Source organism: Roseibium sp. QJM3NY_11 (assembly GCF_056173175.1).
This window is the reverse complement of sequence record NZ_CM149660.1, coordinates 143587-162625: the sequence shown is the minus strand read 5'-3', so window position 1 is coordinate 162625 and position 19039 is coordinate 143587. Positions and strand designations below refer to the sequence as shown.

The 19039-nt window shown below is 61.4% G+C and carries 15 protein-coding genes; 5 read left to right on the top strand and 10 right to left on the bottom strand.

Features of this window, described 5'->3' with window-relative positions; translation table 11 throughout:
• Positions 1-7 precede the first annotated feature (7 nt).
• The 7 genes from mgrA to AC0VX3_RS00650 all read right to left on the bottom strand — a co-directional run bounded on the left by mgrA (position 8) and on the right by AC0VX3_RS00650 (position 7399).
• The gene (gene mgrA / locus AC0VX3_RS00680; protein ID WP_475523117.1) at positions 8-1051 is read right to left on the bottom strand and encodes an L-glyceraldehyde 3-phosphate reductase; all 1044 of its coding nucleotides are present in this window, start codon (positions 1049-1051) and stop codon (positions 8-10) included.
• An 11-nt stretch (positions 1052-1062) separates the two neighbouring features.
• Positions 1063-2184 carry a Gfo/Idh/MocA family protein gene (locus AC0VX3_RS00675; protein WP_475523116.1) on the bottom strand — a complete coding sequence of 374 codons (1122 nt, stop codon included), beginning with the start codon at positions 2182-2184 and terminating at the stop codon, positions 1063-1065.
• Positions 2185-2193: 9 nt separating this feature from the next.
• The gene (locus AC0VX3_RS00670; RefSeq protein WP_475523115.1) at positions 2194-2940 is read right to left on the bottom strand and encodes a sugar phosphate isomerase/epimerase family protein; all 747 of its coding nucleotides are present in this window, start codon (positions 2938-2940) and stop codon (positions 2194-2196) included.
• Positions 2941-2973: 33 nt separating this feature from the next.
• Positions 2974-4065: an ABC transporter ATP-binding protein gene (locus AC0VX3_RS00665; protein WP_475523114.1), complete on the bottom strand. Its 1092-nt coding sequence runs from the start codon at positions 4063-4065 to the stop codon at positions 2974-2976.
• Positions 4066-4076: 11 nt separating this feature from the next.
• Positions 4077-4958 carry a carbohydrate ABC transporter permease gene (locus AC0VX3_RS00660; RefSeq protein ID WP_342891861.1) on the bottom strand — a complete coding sequence of 294 codons (882 nt, stop codon included), beginning with the start codon at positions 4956-4958 and terminating at the stop codon, positions 4077-4079.
• Between the two features lie 110 nt (positions 4959-5068).
• Positions 5069-5959, bottom strand: coding sequence for a carbohydrate ABC transporter permease (locus tag AC0VX3_RS00655; protein ID WP_348152391.1), 891 nt, complete (start codon positions 5957-5959; stop codon positions 5069-5071).
• 204 nt (positions 5960-6163) lie between these two features.
• A complete protein-coding gene (locus AC0VX3_RS00650) occupies positions 6164-7399 on the bottom strand; it encodes an ABC transporter substrate-binding protein (RefSeq protein ID WP_475523113.1) in 1236 nt (411 codons plus the stop codon).
• A gap of 214 nt (positions 7400-7613) precedes the next feature.
• Here AC0VX3_RS00650 and AC0VX3_RS00645 point away from each other — a divergent pair, with 214 nt between their 5' ends.
• The 3 genes from AC0VX3_RS00645 to AC0VX3_RS00635 all read left to right on the top strand — a co-directional run bounded on the left by AC0VX3_RS00645 (position 7614) and on the right by AC0VX3_RS00635 (position 12715).
• The gene (locus AC0VX3_RS00645; RefSeq protein WP_348152385.1) at positions 7614-8651 is read left to right on the top strand and encodes a LacI family DNA-binding transcriptional regulator; all 1038 of its coding nucleotides are present in this window, start codon (positions 7614-7616) and stop codon (positions 8649-8651) included.
• Between the two features lie 468 nt (positions 8652-9119).
• Positions 9120-9809 carry a substrate-binding domain-containing protein gene (locus tag AC0VX3_RS00640; RefSeq protein ID WP_475523112.1) on the top strand — a complete coding sequence of 230 codons (690 nt, stop codon included), beginning with the start codon at positions 9120-9122 and terminating at the stop codon, positions 9807-9809.
• Between the two features lie 125 nt (positions 9810-9934).
• The gene (locus tag AC0VX3_RS00635; RefSeq protein WP_475523111.1) at positions 9935-12715 is read left to right on the top strand and encodes a bifunctional diguanylate cyclase/phosphodiesterase; all 2781 of its coding nucleotides are present in this window, start codon (positions 9935-9937) and stop codon (positions 12713-12715) included.
• A 28-nt stretch (positions 12716-12743) separates the two neighbouring features.
• Here the strand turns inward: AC0VX3_RS00635 and AC0VX3_RS00630 are convergent, their stop codons facing one another.
• Positions 12744-13760, bottom strand: a complete 1017-nt coding sequence (locus tag AC0VX3_RS00630; protein ID WP_475523110.1) for a 2Fe-2S iron-sulfur cluster-binding protein — start codon at positions 13758-13760, stop codon at positions 12744-12746.
• Positions 13761-13796: 36 nt separating this feature from the next.
• Positions 13797-15584, bottom strand: a complete 1788-nt coding sequence (locus AC0VX3_RS00625; protein ID WP_475523109.1) for an ethylbenzene dehydrogenase-related protein — start codon at positions 15582-15584, stop codon at positions 13797-13799.
• A 276-nt stretch (positions 15585-15860) separates the two neighbouring features.
• On the opposite strand from AC0VX3_RS00625, the gene AC0VX3_RS00620 reads away from it, so the two are divergent.
• On the top strand, positions 15861-16055 hold the full coding sequence (locus tag AC0VX3_RS00620) for a hypothetical protein (protein WP_475523108.1): 195 nt from the start codon (positions 15861-15863) through the stop codon (positions 16053-16055).
• Between the two features lie 217 nt (positions 16056-16272).
• Complete coding sequence (locus AC0VX3_RS00615) at positions 16273-17262, top strand: ABC transporter substrate-binding protein (RefSeq protein ID WP_475523107.1); 990 nt, start codon at positions 16273-16275, stop codon at positions 17260-17262.
• A gap of 185 nt (positions 17263-17447) precedes the next feature.
• Here the strand turns inward: AC0VX3_RS00615 and AC0VX3_RS00610 are convergent, their stop codons facing one another.
• Positions 17448-18959: a BCCT family transporter gene (locus AC0VX3_RS00610; RefSeq protein WP_475523106.1), complete on the bottom strand. Its 1512-nt coding sequence runs from the start codon at positions 18957-18959 to the stop codon at positions 17448-17450.
• Positions 18960-19039: the final 80 nt, after the last annotated feature.

Genomic DNA, 19039 nt, shown 5'->3' with positions numbered 1-19039 from the left:
CATGCGGCTAGCGCGCCGGGCCTTTCCGCTCGGCGGAGGCGGCCCACAGGTTGATGTCGGCCTCGTGGGTGGTGGCGTCGATTTCGGCGAGTTCCGCGTCCGTGAACTCCAGGTTCGCGACCGTGCCGACACAGTCCCGAACCTGCTCGGCGCGGCTGGCCCCGATCAGCGCGGTCGTGACACGGCCCTTTCGCAGCACCCAGGCGATGGCCATCTGGGCGAGCGTCTGGCCGCGTTTCTCCGCAATCGCGTTGAGGGCGCGGATCGTGGCCAGGTTGTCGTCGCTCAGGAACTGTTCCTTGAGGGATTTGCCCTGGGTGGCGCGGCTGCCTTCCGGAACACCTTTCAGGTACTTGCTGGTCAGCATGCCCTGGGCAAGAGGCGAGAAGGCGATCGACCCGACACCGAGATCGTCCAGCGTGTCGAGCAGGCCGTCTTCCTCGACCCAGCGGTTGATCATGGAATAGCTCGGCTGGTGGATCAGGCAGGGTGTGCCCAGCTCCTTCAGGATCGCAACGGCTTCCCTCGTGCGTTTCGCGTTATACGACGAGATGCCGGCATAGAGAGCCCGTCCGGAGCGCACGATGTGGTCGAGGGCCAACATGGTCTCTTCCAGCGGCGTGTTCGGGTCGTAGCGATGCGAATAGAAAATGTCGACATAGTCGAGCCCCATCCGCTTGAGGGACTGGTCGCAGGACGCGATCAGGTATTTGCGGCTGCCCCATTCGCCGTAGGGACCCGGCCACATCAGGTAGCCGGCCTTGGAGGAAATGATCATCTCGTCCCGGTAGGGCGCGAAATCGGTGCGCATCAGCTCACCGAAGGCCTGCTCCGCAGCACCCGGCCGGGGGCCGTAGTTGTTGGCGAGATCGAAGTGGGTAATACCGAGATCGAACGCGGTCCGTGCGATTTCGCGCTTGCGGTCATGCGGCGTGTCGTCGCCGAAGTTGTGCCACAGACCGAGCGAAATCACGGGCAGCCTCAGCCCCGATTTTCCGCACCGGCGGTATTCCATCGTGTCGTAGCGCGTGTCCGCTGCCGTCCAGGTCATGAGAACTCCAATCAGGTTAGAAGACCTCTGGCCGCCTGTGGGTCCAGGGCGGCGGGCCGTTCGCAGGTCGTCTTGATATCGATGAACGCGCCGCTCTCCCCGGAGGCGAGAATCGACGTCATCACATCGACAGCATGCAGAGCAAATTCCAAAGCGCAACGGTGCGGCCTGTTTTCCAGGATCGCCTGCGCCATGTCGGCGAGACCGGCGGTCCGGTAATTGGCGTGACCGCGGTCGTTCGATTTGGAGAACGGATGATCCCAGGCTTCCGACTGGCTGACGAAGCTTGCCTTGTCGGTCCTGCGCACCTCGCCGCCGAAGAAATTGGGATCCGGCACGTGTAGCGTGCCCTCCCGGCCGTAGAGCTCCATGTTGGAATGGCCGTGCTGCCAGACATCCCAGCTCGCGCAATAGGTGATCTGGGCACCGGAATGGAACTGCATCACCGCGTGGATCGTGGTTGGAGTTTCGACCTTGATCTTTTCGCCGAACCTCGGCTCGGAGGTGATCGTGCGGTATTCGGAACCGGAGGAACTCATGGCGCAGACCCGTTTCACCGGCCCGAGAAGCTGCACCAGATTGGAAATGTAATAGGGCCCGAGATCGAGGATCGGTCCGCCGCCGGCCTGGAAGAAGAAGTCCGGGTTCGGGTGCCACATTTCCATGCCGGGGCTCTGCACGAAACAGGTGCCGGAGGTGACCTGGCCGACCGCTCCCGCATCGATCAGGTGCCGGGCGAGCTGGTGCGCGCCGCCCATGAACGTGTCGGGCGCGGACCCGACCCGAAGCCCCCTGGTCTGTGCGATCGCGGCCAGTGCCTGACCCTCGGCGACACTGAGCACGAAGGGCTTTTCCGAATAGACGTGCTTGCCCGCTTCCAGGACCCTTTTCGAGACCTCGAAATGGGCTGCCGGCACCGTCAGGTTGACGACGATGTCGATGTCGCCGGCCCCCAGAAGTCCGTCGATGGTTTCAGCGCGCAGGTTGAATTCTTCCGCGCGGGCCTTGGCCGCGGCCTCGTTGATGTCGGCGCAGGCGCGCACTTCGATGCCCTTGAAGAGCGGTGCGAGACGCATGTAGGCGGCCGAGATGTTACCGCATCCCAGGATGCCGATGCCGAGTGACTTGCTCATGAAAAATCCTCAATAGGTGCGGTAGGCGTCGATGGAGCGGCGGGCGAACCGTTCGTAGTCGGACGGTTTGTCGTGCTCCATGACGAAGAGGTCGGTGCCGGCTGCGCGCAGGGCGTCCATGAGGGTCTTCCAGTCCATGGTGCCCTGGCCGACATCGGCCCATCCGTCCTCGTCGAGGCACGCGCCCTCGGGCGCAATGTCTTTCACGTGGGCGGTGGTGATGCGGCTGGCGTAGCGCTCGATCCATTGCAGCGGGTCCTGGCCGCCACGCACGATCCAGGCGATATCCGCCTCCCATTCGATCGTGGGCGCCGCGTCGAGCAGAATATCCATCGGCAGGCGGCCGTCCGCGCATGCGGCGAACTCGAAGTCGTGATTGTGCCAGCCGAACCGCAAGCCGGCGTCGCGAAGTCTGGCGCCGATGGCTTCCAGGCGCACGCCGATCGACTGCCAAAGGGCGGCGTCGGGCACGCGCTGTTCCGGCGGCACGGCAGGAACGAAAAGGCGGCTCATGCCGAGGGTCCTGGCCGTGTCGATGACCTTGCCGATATCGTCCTCGAACTGGTCCATCGGAAAGAAATGGCCCGAAGGCATGCTCAGGCCGTTGGCGTCGAGCAGGGCGCGAAAGGCGGCCGGGTCGTCATAGGTGCCGCCGAAGCCTTCCACCTGGGTGTAGCCGAGGCCGGAAAGCCGTTCGAGCACGGCGTCCCACGGTGTGAACTCGCGCGCGGAATAGAGCTGGAAAGAGATATCCATGATCAGTGTCCTGAAGGTGAGGGGCAGACCGGATCAGATCCGGTCTTCGGTTACCTTGTCGAAGATATTGCCGCGAGCCGGGTCGAAGCCGAACTGGAGGGTGTCGCCCGCCGCCACGTTGGCCTGGCCGTCCATCCGGATCCAGAGAACCTGCCCGGAAGCGGAAATGCGCGCGAGCGTGTCGGAGCCGAGAGGTTCCACGAGCTCGACGCGGCCCTGGAGCCGGACTGGGGCATTTTCCGCGTCCGTGCCGCAGACCATGTGCTCCGGCCGGATCCCGAACCATGCCGCCCCCGCCACCGGCGGCCTGTCCAGAAAGGCATAGTCATCAAGCGGAAAGATGTTGTCGCTGGCCATGAAACGCAGGCCTCCACCGGCTTCGGCGATCTCGCCGGCGAAGAAATTCATGGTGGGCGAGCCGATGAATTCGGCGACATATTTGCTGGCCGGCCGGTTGTAGATTTCCTTCGGCGATGCCAGTTGCAGGATCCGGCCGCCGCGCATGATGGCAATCCGGTCGGCAAGGGTCATGGCTTCGATCTGGTCGTGGGTCACGTAGATCATGGTGTTGTGCAGCTTCTGGTGCAACTGCTTGATCTCGACCCTGAGATCCGCTCTCAGTTTGGCGTCCAGGTTGGAAAGCGGTTCGTCGAACAGGAACACGTCGGCATCGCGCACCAGGGCCCGGCCGATGGCGGCGCGCTGGCGCTGCCCCCCGGACAGGGCCGCCGGCTTGCGGTTCAAGAGCGGCTCGATCTGCAGGACCTTGGCGGCCCGGTCGACCCGCTCCCTGATTTCCTGTTTGGGCAGGCCGGCGTTTTTCAGGCCGAAACTCAGGTTGCCCGCGACGGTCATCTGCGGATACAGCGCGTAGCTCTGGAACACCATCCCGATGCCGCGTTTGGACGGCTCCTCCCAGGTGACATTGCGCCCGCCGATGAAGATCTGCCCGCCGGTCACGTCGAGCAGCCCGGCAATGCAGTTGAGCAGGGTCGACTTGCCGCAGCCGGAAGAGCCGAGCAGCACGAGGAATTCGCCCTGTCCGACATCCAGGTTGAGATCCTTCAGGACCTCGAGGCTTCCGAAGCTCAGGGAAAGGTTGTTGATGGCAATGCTTGCTTCCATGGGATCCTTCTTCAGCCTTTCACTGCCCCTGCGGCGATGCCGCGGACGAAGAGTTTTCCTGAGATGAAGTAGATGGTGAGGGGAACAAGACCGGTCAGAACCGTCGCGGCCATATTGACGTTGTACTCCTTCACCCCTTGCGTGGAGTTGACGATGTTGTTGAGCTGCACGGTCATCGGATAAAGGTCCGGCTTGGTGTAGATGACCCCGAACAGGAAGTCGTTCCAGATGCCGGTGACCTGCAGGATCATGGCGACAACGAATATCGGCAGGCTCATGGGCACCATGATGCGGAAATAGATCGACCAGAATCCGGCTCCGTCCACCCGGGCCGCCTTGAACAGTTCCTGCGGCACGGAAGCGAAATAGTTGCGGAACAGCAGGGTGAGGATCGGCATGCCGAAGATGGTGTGCACCAGGACCAGACCGCTCAGGCTGCCGTAGAGACCCATTTCGCGCAGCAGGATCACGATCGGGTAGATCATCACCTGATAGGGGATGAAAGCGCCCACGATCAGGATGGCGAAGAACGTTTCCGATCCCTTGAAACGCCAGTTGGCGAGGGCGTAGCCGTTCACCGAGGCAATCGCGATCGACAGGATCACCGAGGGAACCAGGATTTTCACCGAGTTGAAGAAACCCCGCGAGAGACCGTCGCAATTGAGCCCCGTGCAGGCCTCCGCCCAGGCCTTCACCCAGGGCTGGAACGTGACGTCCACCGGCGGTGCGAAGATGTTGCCGAGCCGGATTTCTGGCATGCCTTTCAGCGAGGTGACGATCATCACGTAGAGCGGCAGCAGGTAATACAGGCTGACGACGATCAGCGTGCCGTAGATCATGATGTTGCGCCGCGACAGCACCTTGCGCGGCTTCCGGCCGGCCGGTCCGTCCATCATCCGGGTTTCGGTCACGGGGCTTCCGGGTCGCAGGGCGCGGTCCGGACCGGTTTCTGCCGGTTCGCCGGCGTATTTGAGGGATCCCTTGAGGAGGTGCGGCGCCTTGGTCATTTCCGTTTGCCCCCGAATTCGAGATAGGCCCATGGCACAACAATGATGACGACCGTCAGTAGCATCATGGTCGAGGCGGCAAAGCCCTGACCGAGGTTCTGGGACAGGAACATGGCGTCATAGACATATTTCGCGGGAACCTCGGAAGCGATGCCCGGTCCGCCGCCTGTCTGTGCGACGACGAGGTCGTAGACCTTGATGATTCCCGAGGCGATCAGAACGATCGCGGTGATGAAGATGCCGCGCATCATCGGCACGACAATGAAGATATAGGTCTTCCACGTCGGTATGCCGTCGATCTTGGAGGCCTTCCAGATGTCCTCGTCGATGCCGCGCAGGCCGGCCAGCATCAGGCACATGATGAGCCCCGTTCCCTGCCAGAGACCGGCGATCAGGATGCCGTAGATGACGATGTCCGGATCATAGAGCGGATCGAAGCTGAAACTCTCCCAACCGAGATTGCGCACCACCTGCTGGATGCCGAAATCCGGGTTGAGAATCCACTGCCAGGCAAGTCCGGTGACGATGAAACTGAGCGCGAACGGATAGAGCAGAATGGTGCGGAACGTGTCTTCGAAACGGATTTTCTGATCAAGAAGCGCCGCCAGCACAAATCCGATCAGCAGCGAAAAAATCAGCGAGAGAGAGCCGTAGATGGCCAGGTTCTCGATGGAGATCAGCCACTTGTTGCTGCTCCAAAGCCGCTCGTATTGCGCCAGGCCGACGAATTTCTCCCTGGGCAGAAGCTTGGAATTGGTGAAGGAATAGACGACCGTCCAGACGGTTCCTCCTATGAACACCACCAGCGCCGTGGCGATCATCGGGATCGCCGCGATCTTGGCGCTGATGTTACGGTGCCATCGTGCGGGGCCCGTTGCTGCGGCCATGCTTCACACTTCCCTGTCGATACGGTGTCCGGAAGGATTTGTTCCGGCCCCGGCGCACGCCGAACATGCTCAGGGCCGAAGGACGGCACCGGAGGATGCCGAAAGGGCACTCCCGGTGCCCGGGTGCGGAGCGAAGGTGCGGACCCGGACCACCCGGCTTCCGCGCAGATCGCGTGAAAGCCGGGTGACCGTGTCCGGGATGCCTCAGTCGGCGTTGCCGACGATGGAGACGAACAGCGCCTGGGCGTCTTCCGCCGACATGTCCGGGTTGTTGAAGAATTCCACGAACAGGTCGTTCACCTGGGTCAGGCTGTCGGCGGACATGAGCTGGTCCGGCGACTGGATGATGTTGCCCTTTGCAAGGATGTCGAGACCCTTGCGCATGCAATCGTTGGCGGCGGCAAGATCCACATCGCCGCGCACCGGCAGCGAGCCCTTTTTCAGGTTGAAGGCAACCTGAGTTTCCGGAGACATCATGACCTTTGCCAGCTCGAGCTGGGCCTTGGTGGTCTCCGGGTCGTCCACTTTCGGGAAGTAGAACGCGTCGCCGCCCGTCATGATGACCTCGTTCACGCCGAGTCCCGGCAGGCAGGTATAGTCTTCCCCGGCAACCTGGTCGGCCACCTGGAATTCACCCTGGGCCCAGTCGCCCATGATCTGGCCGCCGGCCTTGCCGGTGATGACCATGGTGGTGGCGTCGTTCCAGTTCTGGACTTTCGAGCCCTTGGCCATTTCGCGCGCAGCGGCGGCCGCCTCGAACACTTTTGCGGTTTCCGGTCCTGCGGCAAGCTCTGCATCCTGGTCACCGAAGATCTTGGTATAGGCTTCGGGACCCGCGAGGGCCGTCAGGATGACCTGGAAGGCCAGGGTCGTCTGCCACGGCTGCTGCCCCATGGCCAGCGGAACGATGCCGTTTTCCTGCAGCTGGCCGGAGGCGGCGGTGAATTCGTCCCAGTTGGTCGGAACCGCCACGCCGGCATTCTCGAAGACGGAATTGTTGAGCCAGAGCCATTGCTGGGAATGAATGTTGATCGGCACGCAATAGATCCGTCCGTCGACCGTGCAACTGTCGAGCAGGCTGGTCGGGCGGACGATGTCGCGCCACTTGCCTTCCTCGGCGATCTCCGTGAGATCGAGCATCAGGCCGGCTTCGACCAGCTCTTCGGCCTGGCGGCCGTGATTGAACTGGGTCGCGCCCATCGGATCGCCACCGGTGATCCGGCTGATGATGATCGGCCGGGCGGTGCCGCCGGATCCGGCGATCGCGCCGTCGACCCAGTTGTTCCCGGTTGCGTTAAAGGCTTTTGCGAATTCGGCAACGGCGGCGGCTTCACCGCCGGATGTCCACCAGTGGGTGACTTCCAGATCGGTTGCATTGGCGGCGCTGGCCGCGCACAGAGCGGTGGTTGCTGCAAAGACTGCGCGTAGTGCTTTCATCATGTCCTCCCGTCGAACGGATCCGTCCGATTGTCCTCATCATGCGGCCTCCACCGCATTTATGCATCGATCGCATTCAATTGTATCTTTTTATGTAATCGATTACATTTATCATTCTCGGGAAACGCGCTTGTGTCAACCCGGAATGTAAGGTCAATGGTCTCGCCGAGGCGATCTCGACCCGAAGAAGAAGACGAACAAAGCTCCGGAGAGGGTCTTGAACCACAAGAACACGCGTATTCAGGATGTCGCCAGGGAGGCGGGCGTTTCCACGGCTACGGTCAGCCGGGCGCTCAGCAACCCGGAACTGCTTTCCGAAGCGACGCGGGAACAGGTGTTCGCGGCCATCCGGTCGACCGGGTACCGTGTCAACAGGGCTGCGCGCAATTTGCGGACCCGCCGGGCCGGTGCGGTTCTCGTCATGGTGCCCAATCTCGGCAACCCGTTTTTCTCCCAGATCCTGGCCGGCATCAGCGAAACGCTCGGTGACAGGGACACATCCGTTCTGATCGCGGACACCGGGGACCGCGCGACTTTGGAAAAGCCCCTGGTGGACTATTTCCTGGACTCGCAGATCGACGGCATGATCTGTCTGGACGGCGGACTGTCACACAGCGAGATCCAGCTGTTCAGGGACAACGGCGTGTCCGGGAGAGTCGTGTTTGCCTGTGAGTGGGTCCACGGCCTTGATCTGCCCTCCGTGCGCAGCGACAACGTCCGCGGCGCCCGGCTCGCCGTTCAGCACCTCCATGATCTCGGGCACCGGAAGATCGCCCATGTCACCGGTCCCGAGGACAATGTGCTCACCCACGCGAGACGAACGGGCATGCTCGAGGAAAGGGCGCGGCTCGGTCTGCCCGCGCGCGAGGAATGGATCATCCGTGGGGACTTTTCACTGGCGTCCGGCAGATTGGCGGCCCATCGGATCCTGGAGATGACGGACCGGCCGACAGCCGTCTTCTGCGCCTCCGACCAGGTGGCCTTCGGCCTGATCTCGACCTTGACGGCAAACGGTGTGCGGGTGCCCGAGGACATGTCGGTGATCGGGTTCGACGATATTGACCTGTCCGAGTTTTATGTGCCGGCTCTGACGACGGTCAGGCAGGACAGGCGGGCTCTGGGCGCCAGGGCCGCGTCGCTGTTGCTCAACTGCATTGACGTCGGCGAAGAGGGCGCCGCCTGCCGGCGGGATCCCGTCATTCTGGACGTTGAACTTGTTATCCGCAGCAGCGCGACCCGCGTTTCCGGCGCCTGAGTGCGCTCCCGGGCAGGAGCGGGTCTTCCTTTAGGTCAGGTATCGGCTGCCGGCCGGTCGGAATGCCGGAGGGGCGTATAGTTCAGGTGAATATGTATAGATGCAGCGTATTCTTGATATATCGCTGTGGTAGTAATGTAGGTTGTGCGTGACCGGGATTGTTTGTCGGCAAAAAAGACCTGGTAGGTAAATATTGCCGGATAAATAGTTCAAATTGTGGTCGGAATTTGTTCATTTTTATTTCGAAACCAGAACAATAATACATATTAATTGTAATTTGTCACAATGATTTAGCGTTTAATTAACTTGAATATGCCATTCTGGATACCACACACCCGTACAATGGTGGTATTTATGCGTGGTTTTGCTTTCCGCTTGGCAGTGCTGCTCTGCCCACTTTTCCTTCTCCCGCAATCCGGACAGGCGCAATCAGGCCTCACCGTGGTCGGGACTGGCGATGGGCTTGAGATGCTTCAGGAACTCGGCAAGGGCTTTTCGGCCGCCCATCCGGACATCAACCTGGAAATTCCACCGAGCATCGGCTCTGGCGGTGGCATTGCTGCCGTCGGCACGGGAGCGGAGCGCCTGGGCCGGGTCGCCCGGCCGTTGTCGGCGAACGAGGTCGAATACGGACTGGTCTACCTGCCCTTCGCCAAGATCCCGAGCGCGGTGTTCACCCACCCTTCCACGGGGATCAAGGCCTTGACCAGCGCTGATCTGGTCAGGCTCTATTCGGGGGAGATCACCAACTGGTCAACTCTTGGAGGGGCCGACTTGCGCGTGCGCCTGGTCCGCCGCGAAGACACCGACAGCACCCTTCAGGTCTTGAAGGCAACCATGCCCGGTTGGCAGGATCTCGAGTTTTCGCCCCGTTCGAAAACAGCGCACACGACCCAGGATGCCATTGCGAGCGCGCGGGACGTCGAGGGCGCCATCGCCTTCGGGCCCTATTCGCGTCCGCTCGAGGACGGCCTGACGGTCCTGGAAATCGATGGCAGTCATCCGACGGATGACGCTTATCCGAGTGCCGTTACGCTCGCGCTGATCTACAAGGACGGCACGCTGGACAGCGACATGGAGGCCTTTATCACATACAGCCGCTCAAGTGAGGCGCGTGCATCGATCCGCAACTTCGGAGGCGTTCCCGTAAGGAACTAGCGGGTAAGATCAGCATGATACGTCATTCCTCCCTTCTCTGGCACTATACTTACGGGGCCGTGTTTACGGCCATCTGTGCTTTCGCGGGCCTTATCGGGCTTGTGGCCTTTCAGCTGGAAGGGAGTATGGCGCGCCAGGAAACGGAGCTGCTGAAACTGTCTCACGCCCGCGTGCTGGAGACACTTACGGCTGATGTGAAACTTGCCGGAACGCGTCTGGAGTTTCTGTTTCAGGACAGGCTGCGACGCGTCAGCACCTTGTCCGAGCGGCAGGATGTCGTCGCCGCGGTCGAATCGCGCAACGTGGTGGCCATGTCGGAACTTTTGGGCGCGGGCGCACAACTGGCCGACGTGGACGGACTGGTCGTTCTGGACGAAAAGGGCCGCGTGATCGGTGCCTCTTCCAATTCGATTGATCTGGTCACGCTTAATGACAGGATCCGGCGGTTCAGTTTTTCCGGCGACATCACGGCCGCCCTGATGGAAAGTTACCCGGGGCACAGGCAGACGTTTTCGGATGTGCTGCCGCGTTCGAAGACCGGAATTTTTGTGCCTTCCGGCAATGACAATGCCCTGTCGCAGGTGATCTTCGTGCCGGTGTTCGATGAATTCGGCTACGTCATCGGCGGACTGCTGGCGCAACGCTGGCTGCGGGAGACGGAGCCCCTGCTGGCCGACCTGGCCGAAATCAATTCCTTCGAGCTGGCCATCGTTTTTGACAACAAGGTGATCTCGCGTGCGAATTTCGAGGGACGGATATCGGATCTCGAGTTGTCGCCGACAAGGCCCAACATCGCCTACAACGGCATCCGGGTTGTCGAGTGCGGTATTCCCCTGTTTCCGATGACCGTATGCGCCATGGTTCCCATCGAGGATCTGACCGCGACCCAGGCCGAACTGACCCGGATCGGCATCGAGGAGGAGCGCAAGATGCTCAGGTGGCTGCTCCTGTTCGGCATGCTGGCGCTCGCCGCCTTCGCCGCAGTGGCCTTTCTCCTGTCCAGGCAGATCACGCGGCCCCTGACAAACATCACACGCGTCCTCTCCGGCATTGCCGCCGGCGATTTTGAGAACCAGGTCGTCGGCACTGATCGGCACGACGAGGTCGGTGACATCGCCCGTTCGGTGGTCTCGCTGCAGCATTCGATCAAGGAACGTGACGCCCTGCGCGCGCGCGTCCATGAAAAGAATACCATTCTGCGGACCCAGGAAGCGCAGTTGCGCGAACAGAACATCCTGTTTGACGCGGCTCTCAACAACATGTCGCATGGTCTGTGCATGTTCGACAGGGACGGCAGCCTGATCGTCTCCAACCTGCGGGTCGCCGAACTGTTCGAACTCGAGCGCGGCGCGTTGAAACCGGGCATGAACGAGGCGCAGCTTTCCGATCTCCAGAAAGCCGAAGCGCTCGGTTCCGAGGCCTTGTTGCCGCACGAGGCGCGGCAGGGGCCGCAACAGCCCGGATCGTGGGCGCAAAGCACCAAGATGGAGAGAACCCGGTCGGGGCGGATTGTGCTGACCACGCGCCAGCCCCTGGCCGACGGCGGCTGGGTGGCCATCTCCGAAGACATCACGGAACGTCAGGAAGCCCGCGACCGGCTCGCGTTTCTGGCGCGCCACGACACGCTCACGGGGCTGCCGAACCGCGTCGAGTTTCGTGATCACATGGACAGGCTGCTCCAGTTGCAGAAGGCCGAGGGCGGTGAATTTGCCATTCTTTGTCTCGATCTGGACGAGTTCAAGACCGTCAACGACTCCCTCGGCCATCCGATCGGGGACGAGCTGTTGCGGCACGTCGCCGACCGGCTCAGGCTGCTTGGCGGGGAGGAGGATCTCGTGGTCCGCCTGGGAGGGGACGAATTCGCCATCCTGACCCGGCTGCATGTCCGCCCCGATAGCATCGAGGAGATCGCCGAGGCGGCGATCTGGGAGCTGTCCCAGCCGTTCCAGATCGCGGATCATGAAATCGTCATCGGTGTCAGCATCGGCATTTCCGTTTCCACAGGGGACGGCAGTGCCGGTGACGAACTCTTCAAGCAGGCGGATCTTGCGCTCTACCGGGCCAAGGAGGACGGCCGGAACACCCGCAGGTATTTCCAGGCCGACATGGGCGCGGCGGTCAAGGAACGCCGCGAATTGATCACCGACCTGCGCACCGCGGTCGGAAACGGTGAACTCGAGCTCTATTTCCAGCCTCAGTATACGCTCGCCGACTATCAGATCTCTGGATTCGAAGCCCTGCTTCGCTGGAACCATCCCAGGCGCGGGCTGGTTTCACCGGCGGATTTCATCCCGATCGCCGAGGACACCGGCGTCATCCTGCAGGTCGGTGAATGGGTGTTGAATGAAGCCTGCAGGCTGGCCGCCGACTGGCCGGAGCACCTTCGCATCGCAGTCAACCTGTCTCCCAGGCAGTTGCGCGGACATGCGTTCGGTCCGGTTCTGGTCAACGCCCTTACGAAATTCGACCTGAGGCCGGACAGACTGGAACTGGAAGTAACGGAAACCGTGCTTCTGACCGACTCCGATGAAGTTCTGGATGCGCTGCACCAGGCAAAATCCCTCGGTGTGAAGGTTTCCATGGATGATTTCGGTACGGGATATTCCTCGCTCAGCTATCTGCGGCGTTTCCCGTTCGACAAGATCAAGATCGACCAGTCCTTCGTCCGCTCGATGGCCTATTCCGAGGATTCCGTCTCGATCGTGAAAGCCGTCATCGATCTGGCGAAAAACCTGAACATGACGACGACCGCCGAGGGCGTCGAGACCAGGGAACTTCTCGACATGCTCGCGGAAATCGGATGCACCGACGCCCAGGGGTATTTTCTGGGGCGGCCCATGCCGATTGCCGAGGCGGAGGCACTGATCCTCGACGCCGATCCATCGTTGAGCACCGCTGCCCAGTAGCCCTTTCGGCGGGCCGTGGCTTGTGGTTTCAGCCAGCCGATGCGGCCGAAAAAGGCGCTGAAGCCTTCCTCAGGAGGGTGCCTGCAATGGCCAGCAGGCCTCTGTCTTCCTCGGCAACGTAGAACGGATCTGCATAAAAGGTCGCGCCGGCCTGGCGTGCAAGCTCGCGCATGGCCTCCACATGGGCGGGGGCACCCGCCGAATAGACCACATGCGCGGGCGTGAGCGGGCCGGCCAGCTCATGCGGCCGTTCGGTCCGGACGGTTTCGTTGTCGCCGTCGCCCGCCGTCAGCGTGATCGGAATGCCGCGTGCCTGCAGCCAGCGGACCGCATCGCGCATGTAAAGTCCGTCCCGCGTGCGGGCACCGGCGATCATGCGGATCTCGCGACCCGGCTGGCCCATGCCGACCGCAACCGCGATCGACCAGATCGGCGCGAAACCCGTTCCGGTCAACGTCAGCAGGATCGGTTCGGGCTGCCGGCGCAGGAAGGCGTTGCCAAAGGGGCCGCGCAGCTTGACGGCATGGCCCTTGGTGATGTCCACACCGAGTTTCGAGGAAACGGTGCTGTTCGGATAGACCTTGATGTGAAACACGATCACGTCCTGTTCCGCATCCAGGCTGAGCGGGGTCGTCGGACTGTAGTCGCGGGGTGGACAGCCTGCGAAGGTCGCCCGCAGATACTGACCGGCAAGCCAGGTGACCGGCCGCACCGTCCGGATCCGGACTTCCAGATAATCGTCCTTGATCTTGCGGATGCTTTCCACGGTGCCCTTCGTGGTCCTGACGACCGGAACAGGGTCATAGGAAATCTCCGCGTCGCCTTCCAGAACGGCGAGACACCCCAGCACCGTGTTCTTTTCGCGCGTTCCCAGATCGTCCACCTTGCCGCTGAGGACCCGTACCCGGCAGGTTTCGCACTGGCCCGAACAGCAGTCATGGGGGATGACAAGCCTGCCGCCGAGGCCGGCATCGATCAGCGTGTCGCCGACATTGGCCTTGATCTTCTTGCCGTTGATTGTGACCGTGCAGGTGCTGTTCGACATGAGTGGGCGTCCAGTGCGAGAAGAGTGTTTGCGGGATCAGTTGAAGGTCAGCCGCACCGGCCGCGAGTGGCGTGTGTGCCGGGTCTGGTTGTGGTCGAACACCGCCAGCCAGACATAAAGCCCGGTTTTCATGGCGAGATCCTGGGCGTGTCCCGTGTCCATGTCGCGGATCACTTCAAGTGTCCAGTAGCCGTCCCGCCACTTCGATCCACCCAGAAGATCAGCGCGGCTGCCGGAATACTCCCCCTGGATCAGCACGCCGGGAATCACCGCCCCGACCGGGATTTCGGCGTCCTTTTCCGGCGAATACGGAACGCTGTCGGCCTCGAACATCCACCATGCGGAACCTTCATCGTCGGTCGCTTCGACCGACAGATCGATGGTTCCCATCCGCGCGGCGGTTTTCTGGTAGTCGATCGGCAGGCGCCGGACATCCACGGTTCCAAGATAGTCCGAGCCGGATTTTTTCATGTAGTTGTAGACGTAAAAGGAGGTGCCTTCGTCCGCGCTGTAGCCGGCGCTGTAGCGGCCCTTGCCTTTGGCCTGAGCCTCGTTCGGGGCCAGTGGCGTGCTGAAATGCATGTCGTCGACACGGCCCAGCATGCCGCCGCGCGAGGCTTTCCACTGCCACACATCCAGCAGGCTGCCATCTGTCGTGTAGTGAAGGCCGCGGTCGTGAAGGGCCGCCGGTTTGTCGCCGAGCGGTTTCGGGCCCATATGGGTCGATCCGCCGCCACCAAAGGTGTCAGTCCTGGAAAACGCGACGGAAAACTTGTCTTCGTAGTAGGCGGTTTCGTCCGAAATGTCAGCGCGGTTGTTGAGCATGTGCCAGCCGTCCTCGCGCTTGATCAGCGGATGCCGCTTCAGTGACCGGGTCGCGTCCTGCCAGCGGAAGGCAAAGGCGATCTTGTCGCCGACCTGCACCGCGCGGATCTCGACCGTCGACGTGCCCGCGCCGTCGAGGTTCGATCCCTGGTGCGTCCTGACGAACACCGGCCTGGCATTGGCCCAGGCCGTGTCGCTCAATTCGCCGTCGAGCTCGGGTAATGCATCGGTCCGGGCAACCGTGAGATCGCCCCGCGTGCCGAAATCGATGGTCACGGCCGCTGCGAGAACGACCGCTCCGACCAGGAGGGACAGCGCGAGCGGATGCGTGGCCATGCCCGGAAAACGGCGCAATTTCTGCGGCCGGAACAGGCGCAGTAGCTGCGACAGGCCGCCGTAGGCGTAGTGCAGGACCACGTGTGTGCCGATATAGGTCAGCACCACCAGGGCGGAGACGTAGTGGACCGTGATCCAGAGGCCGCCATGGCCGAGATACAGCAGAACGCCCGTCACAGTCAGCGTGAGAACGGCGGCAAACAGGATCCAGTAGGCGATGACATTCACCGCGGCGAGGCGCAGCCTGGTGTTCGCCGGCAGCGTCAGGACAACAATTTTCTTCGACGACACCCGCCGTTTCAGGCGCGCCAGCGACATGTAGGCCACATACGCGAAAATGAGTGCAAGCACGAAGATCGCGGACACATAGTGCCAGGTCCAGATCTCGCCCTGGGGCAGGATCGGTTCGAAGAGCGTTGAAAACCAGGCCCCTTCCGCGTCGCTCGACAGTCTGAGGCCGGTCAGAAGACTGACGAAGATCGCGACCACAAGCGTCCAATGGAGCACGATCGTGCCGATATCGCTCCGGACCCCGGGGGCCCGGTCCCTGGGCCTGGCGGCATTGTTGGAGGGAGCGGATTTCGAGGAGCCGTCTCGACCGCTTTGGCCAGGGGCTGGCGAAGATGTCACCTCGATCGTGCGATCAGTCACTTGGTCCGTCAACTTGGCCTCCAGGCTCCCGCCTCGCGATCGGTTCTTTGCGATCCACATTCATTCGAAAATTTAATACAAGTTGAATGCAGAGTAACAAGATAGCATTTTTCAGAAAAAGTGAAGCAAAAAGACACAATTCAAAGGGCATTGAACCTGCCTTCGAGCATCAAGGCAGATGCAAAATCTTACTCTCCGTAAAGTTGTAGTAAAAATTGTATGAAATACATGTAGATTTCGATAAATGGAAAATTCCCGGAGATGCGGAAAATCTACAAAGAAGATTGAATGTCGATGATTGGTAACGGCAAGATCTTGTTCTGGCGTCAGTCGACGACGGCACGACCGGTCGGCATGCGGCCAACAGACTGGGCGCGACGGCTGAACACCGGAAAGCCGGAAGAATTGTCCTGGGAGTCCACGGTCACTTTGGACGGCTTTCCCCATGTGAAGGTGCCTCAATTCATCTTGCTGAAAAAATAACCTTGACCAATCACATGGCAGCTTTCTAGATTTTCTTGACCATTTGGTCAGTGCGGGCCGTCGCGAAGGCAAAAATGCCCAGGCGCCCTGTTCCGTCCAATACGCCAGGATGCCGTGAACGCAAGGAATCCGTTCGACGCGGCTTCGGCAAAAGGTTCAAATACCAGAGAAGGGCTGCGTCGGACCGGCACAGCCCATAACCAGTAGGGGAATGGCAATGAAGGCATTGAAAAGTCTGGCGCTCGCATCGATTCTGGGCGCAAGCCTGACCGCGGGCGCGGCACAGGCCGACGACGAGCTGACACTGCAGTTGAAATGGGTAACCCAGGGTCAGTTCGCAGGCTACTATGTGGCCAAGGACAAGGGCTTTTATGAAGAAGAAGGCCTTGATGTCACGATCAAGCCGGGCGGTCCCGACATCGCACCGCCGCAGGTGATTGCCGGCGGCGGCGCCGACGTGATCATCGACTGGATGCCGTCGGCACTGGCGTCGCGCGAAAAGGGTGTGCCGCTCGTCAACATCGCGCAGCCGTTCAAGAAATCCGGCATGATGCTGACCTGCCTCAAGGAATCCGGAATTACCTCGCCGGATGATTTCAAGGGCAGAACCCTCGGGGTCTGGTTCTTCGGCAACGAATATCCGTTCCTGTCCTGGATGAGCCAGCTCGGTATCGCGACCGACGGCAGCGATGGTGGCGTGACCGTTCTGAAGCAGGGCTTCAATGTCGATCCTCTGTTGCAGAAGCAGGCCGACTGCATCTCCACCATGACCTACAATGAATACTGGCAGGTGATCGATGCCGGCATTCCGGAGGAAGACCTGATCGTCTTCAAGTACGAAGACCAGGGTGTCGCGACACTGGAAGACGGTCTGTATGCGCTGGAGTCCAGCCTTGAAGATCCGGAAATGGTCGACAAGCTGGCCCGGTTCGTCAAGGCGTCCATGAAGGGCTGGGCCTATTCGGCCGAGCACCCGGAAGAGGCCGCCGAAATCGTCCTTGAAAACGACGCCACCGGCGCCCAGACCGAAAAGCACCAGATCCGCATGGTTGGCGAGATCAACAAGCTGGTCGACGGCTCCGACGGCACACTCGACATGAAAGCCTATGAGCGCACGGTGAAGTCGCTGCTGGCCGGCGGCTCCGACCCGGTCATCACCAAAGAGCCGGAAGGCGCCACCACGACGGCTGTCACCGACAAGCTCTGAGCCTGTCCTCAGGACTGAAACACGAAGCCGCCCCATTCGGGCGGCTTCACGCGTTCCGGGCCACCTTTGCCGGACAGACCTCCGGTTTTCTTCAGGGCGTGCCGTCCGGCCCCTTGCGCACGACCAGCCAGACCATGGCGCCGATAAAGGCGAAGGTGCCCAGGTTCAAGATCGTATCTGTAAAGTCACCTGTTAGCACGGACGGTCTCCTTTCGCAGATCCACGATCAGCGCGCGGACCAGACAGGCAAGCAGGAGCACCGTGATGAACACGAACGGCAGCGCTCCCAGCGAAATCAGGGTTTTCATGGCCTGGGCGGATCCGGACAGGATCATGGCCGCGCCCAGCACACCCAGCAGCAGGCCCCAGGTGACCTTCACCCGGACGCTCGGGTTCTGATTGCCGCCGGTGGAGAACATGCCAAGCACGAATGCCGCGCTGACGACACTGGTCACGATGAACAGGAACGCTGCGGCGATCGTTGCAAGGGTGGTCACGGTGGAAAACGGCAACCGCTCGAGCAGAGCGAAGGTCATGCGCTCGACATTGGTCTGCGTCATGGCCAGCAATTCGCCCCGGCCTTCGAGTGCCTCGAAGATGCCGATCCCGCCGAAGGCCCCGAACCAGATCGTGGAGAACAATGTCGGTCCGACCAGGACACCGAGCACGAACTCCCGGATGGTGCGACCCTTGGAAATCCGGGCGACAAAAACGCCCACGAACGGCCCCCAGGCGATCCACCAGACCATGTAGGTCAGTGTCCAGTCCTGAAACCACTTGCCGGTTTCGGTGCCATAGAAAGTGAAGGTCTCAAGGCCGCGCGGGACAACGACGGCGACATAATTGCCGATGCCGCCGATGATCGAGTTCATCAGGAATTCGGACGGGCCCATAATGATGACGTAGGCCACGAGCGCGATGGCAAGCGCCATGGCGATATTGGAGAGCCGGGCCATTCCGCTGCCGAGATCGACCAGAAGCGGCGGGATATAGGCGGCGATCATCAGAAGAAACACGGTGATGATCAGAACCGGTCCGGCTGTCTCGCTGCCTGTAAGAACGGAGACACCGTCCGCGACCTGGTAGACGCCCATGGCGACGGATCCCGCAACGCCGATCGCGATGGCGGTAATCGCCATGAAATCGGACAGCCAGCCAACGACTTCCGCCCAGGTCTCGCCGGGAAACAGGTTCTTCAGCGGCGCGCTGACCAGCATCGGCGTCTGCCGCCTGAAGCTGAAATAGGCAATGGTGAGGGCGGTCGTTCCATAGACGGCCCAGGCATGAATGCCCCAGTTGAAATTGGCGGCCAACAGCGCCTGTTCGGCGGCGAGCGGTGTGGGCAGCGCCTCCTGCACGACGTGAAAATGGGTCAGCGGCTCGGCGACGGCCCAGAACAGCAGGCCGACGCCCATGCCTGCGGCGAACAGCATCGCGATCCATGTCGGCGTGGAATACTCCGGCCGGTCCCAGTCCTCGCCAAGGCGGATATCTCCCACCCGGGTGAACACCAGAGCGAGGCAGAACAGCAGCATGATCGTGACGGAGAGCATCACGAACCAGCCTCTGCTGAGGAAATACTGACTGACGATGGCACTGGCGATCGCCAGCAGCCCTGCGGGGTCGATGACGCCCCAGAGGCCGATCAGGGTGCACAGGCTGATCGAGGCCGTCAGCAGTATTCGAGACGATTGCATGTCGTGTCCTGATGTTCAGGTGTGATGGCCGTACACCTTCGCGCTTCGTCTCCGCATAATCAATCCCGACCGTTTGAGCC